The following is a 14,910-nucleotide window of genomic DNA, read 5'->3' as shown; positions in this document are numbered from 1 at the left end:
GCCGGACGGAGCGGGACGACGGGCACTACAGGCCGCCCTTGCGGATGCGGGCCGCGTACCACAGCGCCGAGTCCTTGGGGGTGCGCTTCTGCGTCTCGAAGTCCACGTGCACGATCCCGAACCGCTGGCCGTACCCGTGGGCCCACTCGAAGTTGTCCAGCAGCGACCACGCGAAGTACCCCTTGACCGGCACGCCCCTGTTCACCGCCTCCGCGCAGGCGGTGATGTGCCGCTCCAGGTAGTCGATGCGCCTGAGGTCGTGGACCGCCCCGTCCTCGCGGACCTCGTCGGCGAACGCGGCCCCGTTCTCGGTGATGTACAGGTCGATCGCCGGATAGTCCTTGTGAACGCGCTGCAGCAGCTCGAGGAGCCCGTTCTCGTCGATCTCCCACCCCATCGAGGTGCGGGGGCGCCCGCCGTCGACCCAGCGGGCCGACTCGGCGCCGATCCACGGCGTGCTGCCCGGGGCGGCGGGCTCGCCGGCGGCGACGAGGGCGGGGGAGTAGTAGTTGATCCCCAGCATGTCGATCTTCGTGGAGACGGTCTCCAGGTCCCCGTCGCGGACGTGGCCGAAGTCGCTCAGGTGGGCCAGGCCCGCGACCATGTCGGCAGGGTAGGAGCCGAGCAGGATCGGGTCGATGAACAGCCGGTTCTGGATGCCGTCGATGCGCCGGGCAGCGTCCAGGTCCGCGGGCGAGGCGGTGGCGGGTGTCACGTGCGACATGTTCAGCGTGATGCCGACGTCGCCGGTCAGCTCGGATACGGCCAGGCCGTGCCCGAGCAGCAGGTGGTGGACGGCCTTGACCGCCTCGGACGGCTCCTTGCGTCCTGGCGCGTGCTCGCCGTTGGCGTATCCGAGCAGGCTCGAACACCACGGCTCGTTCAGCGTCGTCCAGTTGCTCACCCGGTCGCCCAGCGCGGCGTGCACGATCGAGGCGTACTCCGCGAACAGGTAGGCGGTGTCGCGCCGCGGCCATCCGCCCGCGTCCTCCAGGTACTGCGGCAGATCCCAGTGATAGAGCGTCGGCCACGGCACGATGTCGCGTTCCAGCAACGCGTCGACCAGGCGCCGGTAGAAGTCCAGCCCCTTCTGGTTGACCGCTCCGCGCTCGGGCACGATCCGCGGCCACGCGACGGAGAACCGGTAGGCCCGCAGGCCCAGCCCCGACATCAGCTGCACGTCGTCGAGGTAGCGATGGTAGTGGTCGCAGGCCACGTCGCCGTTCTCGGCGTTCCTCACCTTGCCGGGGGTGCGGCTGAAGGTGTCCCAGATGGACGGCCCCCTGCCGTCATCCGCGAACGCGCCCTCGATCTGATAGCTGGACGTCGCGGCGCCCCACAGAAAACTCATGCCTTGACGGCCCCTTCCATGATGCCGCCGATGATCTGGCGGCCGAACACGACGAACACGGCGAGCAGCGGCAGCGTCGCCACCAGCGTCCCCGCGAACATGAGCGTGTAGTCGGTGTAGTACTCCGTGGCGAGCTGGCTGAGCGAGAACTGGACGGTGGGATTGTCCGCCTCCAGGACGGCCCGCGGCCAGATGAACTCGTTCCAGGTCCCCATGAACGTGAACAGCGCCAGGACGGCGGCGCCGGGCCGGAGCGCGGGCAGCACCACGCTCCAGTAGATGCGAAAGCTCGTGCTGCCGTCGACGATGGCCGCCTCGATGAGCTCGTCGGGGACCGCCCTGAGCGTGTACTGGCGCATCAGGAACACCCCGAACGCCGACACCAGGAACGGCACGACCACCGCCTGCAGCGTGTTCTGCCAGCCCAGCTTCACCATCACCATGTAGAGCGGGATGATCCCCATCTGGACGGGGATCATCATCGTGCCGAGGACGACGACGAGCAGCGCGTTCCGCCCGCGGAACCTCAGCTTGGCGAAGGCGAACCCGGCCAGGGAGCAGAAGAACACGGTCGAGACCGTCACGGCGACGGAGGCGACGGCCGAGTTGAGCATGCCCAGCGCGAAGTTCGCCTGCTCGGCCTCGAACAGCCGGGTGATGTTCGCGCCCAGCTCGCCGCCCGGCGTCATCGGCGGCGGATACTGCCCGACCACGTCGTTGGTCCTGGTCGCGATCACGAACATCCAGTAGAGCGGGAACACCGAGATCACGATGGCGGCGAGCAGCGTCAGGTACACCAGCCGGTTCTGTTTGATCACTTGTCGACTCCGCTCATCCTGCGCGAGAGCAGGAAGTTCACCAGCGCGACCAGCACGATCAGAATGAAGATCATCCACGCGACGGCGGAGCCGTACCCGTAGTCGAACTCCTCGAAGGCCTGCTGGAACATGTACATGGCGACCGTCTGGAACTGCCGCAGGCTGCCGCCCGACAGCTCGCCCTGGCCGAACAGCAGCGGCTCGGTGAACAGCTGCATGCCGCCGATCGTCGACATGATCACGGTGAAGACCACCGCGGGTTTGATCATCGGGATCGTGATCCGCCAGAACTGCCTGGCCTTCGAGGCCCCGTCGAGCTCGGCGGCCTCGTAGACGTCGCGCGGGATCGACTGCATGGCCGCCAGGTAGATCAGCGCGTTGTAGCCGGTCCACCGCCAGTCGACCATCACCGCGATCGCCGTCCACGACGACCACTTGTCGGCCTGCCAGTCGATCGGCTCCACGCCGAACAGGCCGATCGCCCAGTTGGCCAGGCCCGCGTCTCGCGAGAACAGCTGCGAGAACACGATGGCCACCGCGGCGATCGAGGTGATCATCGGCGCCAGCACGCCCATCCGCAGGAACGTCAGCCCGCGCAGCGGCCTGTTGAGCAGGCTGGCCAGGACCAGCGCGATGAGCAGTTGCGGCACGCCGGCCACCACGAACATGCCCACGGTGTTGGCCACCGCGTTCCAGAAGTCCGGGTCGGCGAACAGCGCGGCGAAGTTGTCCAGCCCGACGAATGTGCTGTCGCCTGCCAGCTGCCAGTCGTGCAACGACACCCAGGCGGTGTATCCCAGTGGGAACAGCCCGAAGACCGCGAACAGCATGAAGAACGGCGCGATGTAGACATAGGGTGCCACGCTCTTGTCCAGCCGCGACCGCAGACTCGAGGTCGCCACCTTCTTCGCGTGCCCGCCCCTGGAGCGCACACCCAACTCGATACTCACGGCTCGATACTCACGATTCCTTACTCGCTGCCTACGGCGAAGCCGGCGTGGTCGCCCGCCCCGCCGTACGGCGACTCGACGATGCCGCTTGTCGCGACGCGGCTACTTGGCGGTGCGCTTGGCGGATTCGATCGCCTGGGTCCAGGCGGCTCCCGCGTCGAGCTTGCCCTGCTCAAGAGCGAGCAGCGCCTCGCCGACCCGGTCGCCGACGGCCTGGTTGTCAGGCCCGAGGTAGACCGGCTTCAGCGTCTTGGCCGACTCGCCGAAGATCTTGCCGACCGGGGCGCCGTTGAAGTAGGCGTTGGTGAAGGACTGCACCGCGGGGTCGTCGATGGCCTGCGGCGAGGAGGGGAAGTTGCTCTCGGCCTTGAACGCCGCCAGCTGCCCCTCGGGACTGGTCAGGAACGTGACCAGCTCGGCGGCCTCCTTCGGGTGCTTGCTCTGCTTGGGCACCGCGAGGAACGAGCCGCCGCGCACCGCGCCCGAGCCTGGCACGCGGGCCACGTCCCACTGACCGGCCAGCCCGGCCCCCGCCTGGTCCTTGATCAGGCCGAGCATCCACGACGGGCAGGCGATGGTCGCGAACGAGCCCGTCTTGAAGCCGGCGTTCCACTGCGGGCCCCACATCTGGAGCTTGGCCGACAGGTCGGCGCCGACCATGGCCGTGGTGGTGTCCCACGCGGCCTTCACGCCCGGATTGGTGTCGATGACGAGCTTGTCGGCGGTGTCGAAGTAGGTGTGGTCGCCCTGCTGCATGAGGATGTTCTGGAAGATGTTGCCCGCCGAGTCGAAGAACCTGGCGTCCTTGGTGGCCGCCACGAACTTCTTGCCGGTCTCGGCGTAGGCCTCCCAGGTGGGCCACAGCTTGCCGACCTCCTCGCGGTCGGTGGGCAGCCCCGCCTTCTCGAACAGGTCGCGCCGGTAGCACATGCCCTGGGCGCCGACGTCGGTGCCGAGGCCGATCAGCGCCTTGCCGTCGGGGGTGAGCGCCTGCTTCCACTTCCACTCCAGGAACTTGTCCCGCAGGGAGGCGGCCCCGTGGTCGAGGAGGTTGACGAAGTTGCCGGGCTTCGCCATGAACTGGACGAGGATGCCCTCCTCCAGTGCCACGACGTCTCCCGCGCCGCTGCCCGTGGCCATCCATTGCTGCAGCTTCGGCAGGTAGTCGCCGAGCTGCGCGATGTTCTCCTCCTTGATCGTGACGTTCGGGTGCGCGGCCTCGTACTTCTTGTACAGCTCGCCGTAGCCGAACTTGCTGAAGGTCTTGACGACCAGCTCGATCTTCTCGCCCGCTCGGGGGGCCTCGCCTGTGGAGGAGCCGCCGCAGGCGGCCGTGGCGACAAGGCCTGCGAGGGCGACCGCTGCGAAGAGGCCACGGCGAACCTGAGTCGTCATGTGGGGGGAACCTCTCTAGAAGAAAGCACCTGACCTGTGTTGACGCCGCCGGTACCGGTGTTTCGTCCTATTGGGAGCGCTCCCATGACGGTAGAGCATGATCCAGCCGAGCAAAAGGGCCTCCTTCACAGAAAATTTTCAGTTACCGCGTGTCTTGACCCTGACCGTGCCAGTCAGTAATGATCGGCGCCGACGCCGCCGGACCGCACCGAGAGAGGTCCGGTATGACTTTTCGCTTGCGGATGGCGTGCGCGCTGACCGCGGTGGTGGTGACCCTCCCCGCTCCTGCCTCGCAGGCGGAGGCGACCTATGAACGCGTGCTCAACGGCACGTTCGACGGCGGCTCCAAGGAGCCGTGGTGGAGCAGCGAGACCACCTCCTCCCGGGTCGAGGGCGGCAGGCTGTGCGCCGACGTCCCCGCCGGCACCGCCAACCCGTGGGACTCGATGATCGGCCAGAACGACATCCCGCTGGAGAACGGCCGGCCTTACAGGTTGTCGTTCACGGCGGTGGCCACCAAGGACGTCACGATCACGGCCATCGCACAGATGAGCGGCCCGCCGTACACGACGCCGATCGCGGGCTCCGCGCAGGTCACCACCGCACCGCGGACCTTCGAGATCACCGGCACGTCCACGGTCGGCGAGCCCAAGTCGCAGGTCGCCTTCCAGATGGGCGGCGCCACCGAGCCCTACACGCTCTGCCTGGACGACATCTCCTTCACCGGTGGCGTGATCCCGCCGGGCGGTGTGCGCGACCTCGGCTCACCCGTGCGCGTCAACCAGCTCGGCTACCTGCCCGGCGGGCCCAAGCGGGCCACCGTCGTCACCGCCGCCACGCGGCCGCTCGCCTGGCGCCTGCTCGACGCCTCGGGCACGGCCGTCGCCACCGGCGAGACGCGGGTCCACGGCGACGACCCGATGTCCGGCGACCACGTCCACATCGCCGACTTCACGCGACATCGCAGGAACGGCACCTACCGGCTCGCGGTCGGCGAGGAGGTCAGCGAGCCGTTCGAGGTCAGCCGGGAGCTCTACGGCGGGCTGCGCGTGGACAGCCTCGCCTACTTCTACCACAACCGCTCCGGCATCCCCATCGAGGCGAAGTACGTCGGCGCCGCCTACGCCCGCCCTGCGGGACACGCGGGCGTCGCGCCGAACCAGGGCGATCTCGACGTCCCCTGCGCTCCCGGCGCCTGCGACTACCGGATGGACGTGCGCGGCGGCTGGTACGACGCGGGCGACCACGGCAAGTACGTGGTCAACGGCGCCCTGGCCGCCTGGCAGCTGATCGACGCCTACGAGCAGGCGGGCGACGTACGGCTGCGCATCCCCGAGTCGGGCGGCAGGCTGCCCGACATCCTCGACGAGGCCAGGTGGGAGCTGGACTTCCTCCTGCGCATGCAGCGGCCCGACGGCATGGTGCACCACAAGATCCACGACGCGGCGTGGACGGGGCTGCCGCTGCGGCCCGAGGCGGACGCGCAGGCGCGCCGGCTCTTCCCCGTCAGCACGGCCGCGACCCTGAACGTCGCCGCCGTGGGGGCCCGCTGCGCGCGGGTCTACCGGCCCTTCGACCCGGAGTTCGCGAGGACGTGCCTGGGCGCCGCCGAGAAGGCGTGGGCGGCGGCCCACCGCAACCCGTCCCTGTTCGCCCCGGCCGAGAGCGTCGGCGGCGGGCCTTACGACGACACCAGGGTGAGCGACGAGTTCTCGTGGGCGGCGGCCGAGCTGTTCGCCGTCACCGGCAGGCGCTCCTACCTCAAGGAGGTCACCACCGGCCTGACCGTGGAGAACTTCTCGTGGAGGGACACCGGAGGGCTGGCCGACCTGGCACTGGCGAGGGTGCGGGACCGGCTCGGCCCGCTCGATCGCCTCAAGCTCGTCCGCCGCGTCACCGGCGTGGCCGACCGGCATCTTGATGATCTGCGCCGTCAGGGGTACGCCAACCCGGTCCTGCCCGCCGACGGCGCCTACGTCTGGGGTTCCAGCAGTGCCACGGCCAACACCGCGCTGGTCCTGGCCTACGCCTACGACCTCACCCGAATCCCGAGGTATCGCGACGCGGCCGTGGAGTCGCTCGACTACCTCCTCGGACGCAACGCACTCAACCAGTCCTACGTGACCGGGTACGGCGAGCGGGCCAGCAGGAACCAGCACCACCGCTTCTGGGCCCACCAGCTCGACCCCGCTCTGCCCCATCCCGCGCCTGGCTCGCTCGCGGGCGGCCCGAACTCGGGCCTGCAGGACCCCGTCGCCCAGCGCAACCTGCGCGGTTGCGCCCCGGCGAAGTGCTACATCGACGACATCGGCTCCTACGCGACCAACGAGGTCGCCGTCAACTGGAACTCCGCCCTGGCGTGGCTCACCGCCTTCGCCGACGACACCACCCACTGAAACCGACGACACCTCCAATGAAAGGCGCATGAGTGCGATCCATCGCAGGGAAAGCCGCAGCAGTCTTAGCCGCCATCGCGGCAGCCGTCCTGATCGCCCCGCAGCCCGCCTCGGCCGCGGCCCAGCTGATCGGCAACGGCACCTTCACCACCAACACCAACGGCTGGAAGCAGATCGACAAGGCCACCATGACGGCCGAGTCGGGCCGCATGCGGGTGAGCGTCGGGGCGGGCGCCACCAAACCGTGGGAGGCGATGGTCGCCACCACGAACGCCATCACCCTGACCCCGGGCAGGAGCTACACGCTCTCCTTCGACGCCTACTCCACCACGGCCTTCACGGCCGTCACCACGGTGCAGTACCTGGCCACGCCCAGCACGAACCAGTCGCTGGCACAGGACGTCAGCCTCACCACCTCCAGCAGGCGCTTCAGCTTCCCCTTCGTGGCCACGGCCGCGACCGACACGAGGGCCGAGGTCACCTTCCAGGTCGGCGGCTCCGGCGGCACCCCCACGGTCCGCTTCGACAACGTGTCGCTGATGGAGACGCAGCAGGCCAGGCCGACCGCGCTGTACGTGTCCGGCCAGTCGAACCCGGCCAAGTGGGCGGCCGCCAACTCCGGCGACCCCAGGGCCCAGCCCATCGCCGCCAACATCGCGAGCAGGCCGATCTTCGAGTGGTTCGGGGGCTGGTTCACCGACATCACGCTGGCCGTGGACTCCTATGTCGGCGCCGCCCAGGCGCAGGACAAGCTGCCGATGCTGGTCGCCTACAACATCCCCAACCGCGACGCGTGCGCCGGCCCCTCGGGCGGCGGCGCCGGCGACAAGGACGCCTACCACGCGTGGATCACCGCCTTCGCGAAGGCCATCGGCAACAGGCACGCGGTGGTCGTGCTGGAACCCGACGCGGTCCCCGCCGCGGAGTGCGTGAAGCCGGAGAACGGCGGGCCCGCCGGCCAGTACGCCATGCTGGTGGACGCCACCCAGGTGCTGAAGGCGCAGGCGCCCAACGCCTGGGTCTACCTGGACGCGGGCAACGCCACCTGGCGCCCCGCCGACGAGACGGCCAGGCGGCTCGGCCTGGCGGGCATCGCCAACACCCGCGGCTTCTCGCTGAACGTCTCCAACTACATCACCACGGCCGTCAGCGACGCCTACGGCGTCCAGGTCAAGAACAGCCTCGCGCCCACGTACGGCGCCAAGCAGTACGTGATCGACACCAGCCGCAACGGCAACGGCCCCTACGAGGACTCCACTCCCGAGGACAACTGGTGCAACCCGCCCAAGCGCAAGCTCGGCACCCCGCCCGTCAAGCAGACGAGCGGCGCCGAGTACCTCTTCTGGGTCAAGGTGCCCGGTGACTCCGACGGCCCGTGCGGCATCGGCGGCACGACCCCCGCGGGAACCTTCAGCCCCGACCTCGCCATGGCGCTGATCAACGGCAACCCCTGACCGACGGGACGAGGGGCGTCCCCGCAGCGGACGCCCCTCACGCGTCACCAGGGTGACGGCGCGGGCGGCACGACGACCGGCGGGCGGTCGTCGCAGGTGATGGTGTTCGGCAGCTCCCACGCGGCCAGCCATGGCCCCGTCGTCCCGCCGCCGTCGTTGCCGCCGAGATCGGTCAGCGAGAACTCCGACCCGGTGGTCGGGAAGTTGAAGGAGCCGCAGTTGTTCACGCCGACCGCGCCCACGTTGCGGGCGTCCACGTTCTCGAAGGACGCCGACCCCTTCACCCGCGCGCTGACCACCGAGGTGCCCGTGCCGTCGACCTTGATGTCCTTGAAGCGGACGTTCGCGATCGAGTACAGGTCCTTCACCGCCCACTCGCTGACCAGCATGATCGCGTTGTAGCCGCTGTCGAGGTAGTGGTCACCCCTCACCTCGATCTCGGCGTCGATGCTCTTGTCGAGCGCGTAGAACCAGATGGCGCCCAGCCCGATCTTCCAGTTCAGCTCGAACGTGCCCGCTCTGACCGTGGTGTTGTCCCTGATCGACAGGCGCCCGGTGAACGCCTCAGCGCCGAAGCGCGAGCCGACCTGGATGGCGCTGCCCTCGCGGACCGGGTCGGCGATCAGGTTGCTCGAGACGGTGGTGTCGGCGCCGCCGTAGACGGCGATGCCGTTCGCGAGCACCGGCGACTGCACGGTGTTGTGATCGAAGGTGTTGCCGGCGTTCGCGGTCCTCTCCGACCACATGGCCAGGCCGTCGTCGCCGGTGTTGCGGACGAAGTTGTCCGACACGACCGAGTTCGTGACGCCGGTGTGGAAGTTGAGGGCGTCGGCGATCTGGTCGACGATGACGTTGCCGGTGATCCGCAGGTTCGTCATCGGCCCGTCGAACCACATGCCCACCTTGGTGTGGCGCAGGTGGAGGCCGTCGACGGTCGAGTCGCTCATCGCCCCGCCGATGCCGTTGACCTGGTCGGTGTCGACGCGTTCGCGGACGTCGCCCTCGATCGCGAAGCCCGACAGGTGGACGTTCCTGCTGCCGCCCGCCGACGCGTCCTTTCCGTAGAACCCCACCCCTGCGTGCACCGAACCGTCGGGCGCGGGGGGCTCCAGCGCGACCTCGCGGCCCTTGACGATCGTGTACCAGCTGCCCGCGCCCTCGATCGTCACGTCGTCGACGATGATGTGACGGTTCACCTGGTAGGTGCCCGGCGGGAGGTAGACCTTGAGGTGGTTGCGCCTGGCGAAGGCGATCGCCCTGTCGAACGCGTCGGCGGAGTCGCGGCGGCCGAGAGGGTCCGCGCCGAAAGCCAGCACGTTCGCCGCGACGAGCCTGACGCGCGGCGCGCCGACGAGCTCCGTGTCGAGCAGGTCGATGACCGTCCACGCGGCCGTGCTCGCGGCGGGGACCGTGAGCCGTACCCTGTCGCCCGCGCGGTACGTCCTGCCCAGCAGCAGCCGCTGCTCGTCGTAGAAGTGGAACGGCCGGAACGGCTTCGCGATCGCGGGGGCGGGGGTCGTGGCGGCCGGCACGCAGGAGCACTCGGTGATCCACCAGTCGGGATGCAGCAGATCGGCGTTCGGGTCGTTCGTGAACGGATACTGGTTGTACAGCCACGAGTACCGCGACGTGAGCGTCATGGACTTCTTGGCCGCGCCGTTCACCGTGATGTCGAGCGGCGCGGTGATGCCCCCGCCGCCGGTCGCGTCAGGGATGCTGTAGCGCACGGTGATCGCGTTGGCCGCGCTCGGCAGCCTGAACTCGACGTGCTGTCCGGGGGTCAGCTTGACCGCCTTACGCCCCGACGCCTCCGAGGGGAGCGTGTAGGGGGTCCGGTCAGGACCGATGACGGTGCCGTCGGTCGTGGCGTGCTCCGCCTCCTGCTCCACGAAGCCGACGCGGGCGCCGCGGCCGGAGACGAGTGACGGATCGAGGGCGGCACGCGTGACGACGGGAGCCGCGCCGTCCTGTGCCAGGGCCGCCGATCCGCCGCCGAGCACCGTGCTGACGGCGACGGCGGCCGCGGCAAGGACTGCTGTGAAGCTCCGTGACATCGAGGGCTCGTTTCTCTCGGGGGTGAGGCGACAGTAGATCCGCCCCTCGGGAATTCACAAGGCCCTGCTAGCTATTTTCGTGTTCTTGCCAGTTTCTTGCGGCTTGTCAGTCGCCGATGCGGAGGACGGCCGCGCCGGTCACGCGATCGGCGGCCAGGTCCGAGAGGGCTCGGTCGGCCTGGTCGAACTCGTAGGGCACGGTGGTCACCCGCACAGGGTGGAGTCGCGCGAACGCCAGGAGGGCATGGCCGTCCGCGCGGGTGTTGGCGGTGACGCTGCGCAGCGTCCGCTCCTGGAACAGGTGGTCCTGGTAGACCAGCGGCGGGATGTCGGTGAGGTGGATCCCGGCCACGGACAGCGTGCCGCCCCTGTCGAGCGCCGCCAGCGCCACCGGCACCAGGTCGCCGGCCGGGGCGAACAGGATGGCGGCGTCCAGCGGCTCCGGCGGAGCGCCGTCGGCCGGGTTCGCCGAGGCCGCGCCGAGTTCGAGGGCGAGCCTGCGCGCGGAGCCCGACCTGGTCATCACGTGGACCGTGGCTCCCTGGGCGAGGGCGACCTGGGTGGTGAGGTGGGCCGAGGCGCCGAAGCCGTACACGCCGAGCCGTCCGCCCTGAGGCAGTTCGGCGCGGACGAGCGCCCGGTAGCCGATGATCCCCGCGCACAGCAGCGGGGCGAGCTTGTCGGCGGGCTGGTCGCCGGGCAGCGGGTAGACGAAGTCCTGCGGAGCGACCAGGTACTCGGCGTAACCGCCGTCGGCGTCCCAGCCGGTGTAGCGCGAGGAGGGGCACAGGTTCTCGGCGCCGCGGACGCAGTACCGGCACGTCCCGCAGGTGGAGCGCAGCCACGCGACGCCCACGCGCGTGCCGTCCTCGAGCAGATCGGCCCCGGGTCCGCGGGCCACGACCCGCCCGACCACCTCGTGTCCTGGCACCGTGCCGGGCCTGCGGGGCTCCAGATCCCCCTCGGCCAGGTGCAGGTCGGTCCGGCAGACGGCGCACACCTCGACCCTGACGAGCACCTCGCCCGTGGCGGGCTCGGGCACCGGCAGGCGCACCTTCTCGAGCGGTCCTGTCTTCATGGGGCCAGGGCGACGCACCACCCAGGCCGTCATCGTGCCTCCCATCCCCCCATCGTCACACGGGGGCGATCGAGAAGGCCGGTCCGGCATCGGCCCGACGATTGACGGGCATGCCAAGAATCGACCGGATGTGTACGTGGGCAAGACGCGGGTGACCGGCTTGTTCCGTAACGTGACACGCGTCGATCCACAGGCGAACGGCCTGATGCGCGAGCACCGTGGACCGTCCGCACGCCCAGCCCGGCCGGCGTGGAAAGCGACGGACGAACGAGGTGAGGACGTTGGCCACACTGATCGCCGTGAACGTCGGGCTGCCCAAGGACGTCGCCTGGCGCGGCAAGCGCGTGCGCACCGGCGTGTGGAAGCACACCGTGTCCGGGCCCAGGATGGCGCGGCGGCTCAACATCGACGGCGACGGCCAGGGCGACCTGGACGGGCACGGCGGCGAGCAGCGGGCGGTGCTGGTGTACCAGAGCGAGTCCTACCGCTTCTGGGAGAGGGAACTGGGGCGCGACGACCTGCGGCCCGGCCACTTCGGGGAGAACTTCACCGTGGACGGCCTCGCCGATGACGAGGTCTGCATCGGCGACCGCTACCGGATCGGTGGCGCGCTCTTCGAGGTGACGCAGCCACGCGTGACCTGCTACCGGGTGGGGCTCCGTCTGGGAGAGCCGCAGATGGCGGCGTTGCTGGTGTCCCGCCGGCGGCCAGGCTTCTACTTCCGGGTCATCGAGGAGGGCGAGGTCGAGGCCGGGCAGGAGATCGTCAAAGTCTCCTCGGGTCCTGAGGGGATGACGGTCGCCGAGATCGACGGGGTCCTCTATCTGCCGGGACGTACGCGTGAGCAGGTCGAGCGGGCACTGCGGATCCCGGCGCTGAGCCCTGGATGGCAGGGCTCCATGCGCGCCCTTCTGGAGGCCGAGGGCGCGACGGCCGGGCCGGGCAACGCGGGGCTCACCGTGGCCGCGACCGCCCCGCCCCCCGCATGGCAGGGCTTCCGCCCCCTGACGATCACGCGCGTCCAACCGGAGAGCCGCAGCGTCTTCTCCCTGTCGCTGGCCGACGCCGACGGCGCGCCGCTGCCGGCGGCACTGCCGGGGCAGTTCCTCACCGTGAAGGTTCAACCGGACGGCGGCGTGCCGCCGTTGATCCGCAGCTACTCGCTGTCCGGTGAGCCCGGCGCGGGCACGTACCGGATCAGCGTGAAGCAGGAGCCCCATGGCGCGGCCAGCGGTCTCCTGCGCGCCCGCGCCCGCGTCGGCGACACCCTCGACGCCGCCGCCCCCCGGGGCACGTTCTACCTGGCCGACGGCGCCGGCCCGGTGGTGCTGCTGTCCGCGGGAGTCGGCGTGACGCCCGTGCTGGCCATGCTGCACGCCCTCGCGCGTGCGGGTTCCGCCCGGCAGGTGTGGTGGCTGCACGGGGCGCGCAACGGCACCGAACATCCCTTCGCGGCGGAATGCCGTCGCTTGCTCGACGGTCTGCCTCACGCGCGCATCCGCGTCTACTACAGCAGGCCGACGTCCGCGGATCGCGCGGGCACCGACTACACCGATGCCGGCAGGCTGTCGCCGGAGCGCATCTCCGGACTCGGTCTGCCTACCGACGCCGACGTCTACCTCTGCGGGCCCGTGGGTTTCATGGCGGGTGTCACCGACGCGCTGGTGGACGCCGGCCTGCGCCGCTCGCGGGTCCACACCGAGGTCTTCGGCGCCGGAGCCTCCCTCACTCCTGGCGTCACGTCCGCCGTTCCGGCTCGGGCCCCGCACCAGCCCGCCGGGGCCGCGGGTACGGGCCCGCCGGTCTCCTTCGCCCGCAGCGGTCTGACCGTCCCGTGGAACGACGACCACGGCTCCCTGCTCGAACTGGCCGAGGCGTGCGACGTCCCCGTGCGCTGGTCGTGCCGTACGGGCGTCTGCCACACCTGTGAGCTCGCCCTGATGTCGGGCGCGGTGGACTACTCGCCCGACCCGGTCGAGCCACCGGCCGAGGGCGACATCCTGATCTGCTGCGCCCGGCCGAGCGAGGCCGTCGTCCTGGATCTGTGAACCACTCGACGGTGCTCCTCCGCCGACCCGTGCGGCGGTGGGCGCTGATCACGCGAACCTGGATCTTGCGGATGGCGCCCCCTTTCCTCTATAAAGCGTAGTACTACAGCTTGTAGAGTTGATGGGGAGATCTCCGATGCGGGTGCTTGTGGTGGGGGCGGGGATCGGCGGGCTCGCGGCGGCGAGGGGACTGATCGCCGCGGGGCACGAGGTGGTGGTGCTGGAGCAGGCGCAGGAGCTGCGCCTCGGGGGTGGGGCCGTCACCCTGTGGTGCAACGGCACGGCGATCCTCGGGGACCTCGGCGTCGACCTGGAAGGGGCGGGGCAACGGCTGGCGACGTTACGCCTGCGCACCGCGAGCGGCCGCACGGTGCTGGATTTCGACCTGGAAGCGCTCGCGGAACGGTTCGGGACGGCGGCGCGGGTGGTCCCGCGCGGGTCGCTGATCACCCTGCTGGAGAGCGGGCTGCCGGAGGGGACCGTACGGCTGGGCGCGCGGGTCACGGACGTGCGGTCCGAGCGTGACGGCGTATGGGTGCGGACGCGGGCAGGTCAGGACTACAGCGGTGACTTCCTGGTCGGAGCCGACGGTGTGCACTCGCGGGTGCGTTCCCTCGTCCTGGGCGGCGGCCCGGCGGCCCTGACCGGTGTGGCGACCTGTCAGGCCCTGACGCCGGCTCCCTTCGATCCCGGGTCTGTCACCACGATGATGGTCGGCCGTCAGGGCGACTTCGGGTTCATGGGTGCGGGCGACGGACTGATGCAGTGGTTCTTCGACGTGCCGTGGTCGCCGGGCGCGCCGCCGGAGGACAAGCCGCTGGAGATGCTGCGCAGGCGGTTCGCGGGGTGGGGCGGGCCGGTCGCGCGGGTGCTGGCGTCGGTGGAGAACGGCGACGCCGAAGTGTTCCCTCACACCCGGCACAAGGTGCCGCTTCGTTGGGGTGAGGGGCGGTGCGTGCTGCTCGGGGACGCGGCGCACGGGATGCCGCCGGTCATGGCGCAGGGCACGAACCAGGCGCTCGAGGACGTGGCGACGCTGGTGGACTGTTTGGACACCGTCCCCGATCCGGCCGCGGTCGTGCGCGTGTACTCGTCCAGGCGGAGACGGCAGGCGGCTCTGGCCTCCACGCTCGCCTCGCACAGCCTCGCGGTGTCCGGCCCGCGGACGTTCATGCAGAGCGAGTACCTCATGCGCATGAACGGTTCCGTGCCGCCGCGTCTGGCCACGCGCGGACTCGGACGCCTGCTGCGCACGCTCAGCAGCCGGATCTGACCGGCGGGTCCTGAGCCGGCTCGACGCTCGGTGCAGACTGAGTTTCATTTGCCATCAAGTCATAAAAGAGGCTCTGGCTGCTTAGATCCTGAG

Annotated in this window: 10 protein-coding genes; 4 read left to right on the top strand and 6 right to left on the bottom strand. The window is 70.1% G+C overall.

Annotated features, from left to right (window positions below):
* Positions 1–25: 25 nt before the first annotated feature.
* The 4 genes from AC3EO4_RS09885 to AC3EO4_RS09870 form a co-directional block, all read right to left on the bottom strand.
* Positions 26–1,351, bottom strand: coding sequence for a GH1 family beta-glucosidase (locus AC3EO4_RS09885; protein ID WP_379575019.1), 1,326 nt, complete (start codon positions 1,349–1,351; stop codon positions 26–28).
* Positions 1,348–2,169: a carbohydrate ABC transporter permease gene (locus AC3EO4_RS09880; RefSeq protein WP_379575020.1), complete on the bottom strand. Its 822-nt coding sequence runs from the start codon at positions 2,167–2,169 to the stop codon at positions 1,348–1,350. Before AC3EO4_RS09880 ends, AC3EO4_RS09885 begins: the two co-directional genes overlap by 4 nt.
* A complete protein-coding gene (locus tag AC3EO4_RS09875; protein ID WP_379575021.1) occupies positions 2,166–3,119 on the bottom strand; it encodes a carbohydrate ABC transporter permease in 954 nt (317 codons plus the stop codon). The genes AC3EO4_RS09880 and AC3EO4_RS09875 overlap by 4 nt, the downstream gene beginning before the upstream one ends.
* A gap of 102 nt (positions 3,120–3,221) precedes the next feature.
* Positions 3,222–4,514 (bottom strand): ABC transporter substrate-binding protein, encoded by a 1,293-nt coding sequence (locus AC3EO4_RS09870; RefSeq protein ID WP_379575022.1) that lies wholly within the window; start codon positions 4,512–4,514, stop codon positions 3,222–3,224.
* Positions 4,515–4,738: 224 nt separating this feature from the next.
* On the opposite strand from AC3EO4_RS09870, the gene AC3EO4_RS09865 reads away from it, so the two are divergent.
* Complete coding sequence (locus AC3EO4_RS09865; protein ID WP_431894962.1) at positions 4,739–6,910, top strand: glycoside hydrolase family 9 protein; 2,172 nt, start codon at positions 4,739–4,741, stop codon at positions 6,908–6,910.
* Positions 6,911–6,942: 32 nt separating this feature from the next.
* On the top strand, positions 6,943–8,364 hold the full coding sequence (locus AC3EO4_RS09860; RefSeq protein WP_431894960.1) for a glycoside hydrolase family 6 protein: 1,422 nt from the start codon (positions 6,943–6,945) through the stop codon (positions 8,362–8,364).
* A gap of 44 nt (positions 8,365–8,408) precedes the next feature.
* On the opposite strand, the gene AC3EO4_RS09855 is transcribed toward AC3EO4_RS09860, so the two are convergent.
* Complete coding sequence (locus AC3EO4_RS09855) at positions 8,409–10,418, bottom strand: glycosyl hydrolase family 28-related protein (protein ID WP_431894959.1); 2,010 nt, start codon at positions 10,416–10,418, stop codon at positions 8,409–8,411.
* A 106-nt stretch (positions 10,419–10,524) separates the two neighbouring features.
* Entirely contained in the window at positions 10,525–11,529 is a 1,005-nt protein-coding gene (locus AC3EO4_RS09850; RefSeq protein WP_431894957.1) for a zinc-binding alcohol dehydrogenase family protein, read from the bottom strand.
* A 248-nt stretch (positions 11,530–11,777) separates the two neighbouring features.
* Here AC3EO4_RS09850 and AC3EO4_RS09845 point away from each other — a divergent pair, with 248 nt between their 5' ends.
* Together AC3EO4_RS09845 and AC3EO4_RS09840 are read left to right on the top strand one after the other, a co-directional pair.
* Positions 11,778–13,544 carry an MOSC domain-containing protein gene (locus AC3EO4_RS09845; protein WP_431894955.1) on the top strand — a complete coding sequence of 589 codons (1,767 nt, stop codon included), beginning with the start codon at positions 11,778–11,780 and terminating at the stop codon, positions 13,542–13,544.
* A gap of 136 nt (positions 13,545–13,680) precedes the next feature.
* Positions 13,681–14,817, top strand: a complete 1,137-nt coding sequence (locus AC3EO4_RS09840; RefSeq protein WP_431894954.1) for an FAD-dependent oxidoreductase — start codon at positions 13,681–13,683, stop codon at positions 14,815–14,817.
* Positions 14,818–14,910 lie beyond the last annotated feature (93 nt).

It is taken from the genome of Nonomuraea sp. bgisy101, assembly GCF_057708945.1.
Note: the sequence above shows the minus strand (reverse complement) of the source record. Positions and strands in the feature narration are given on the sequence as shown.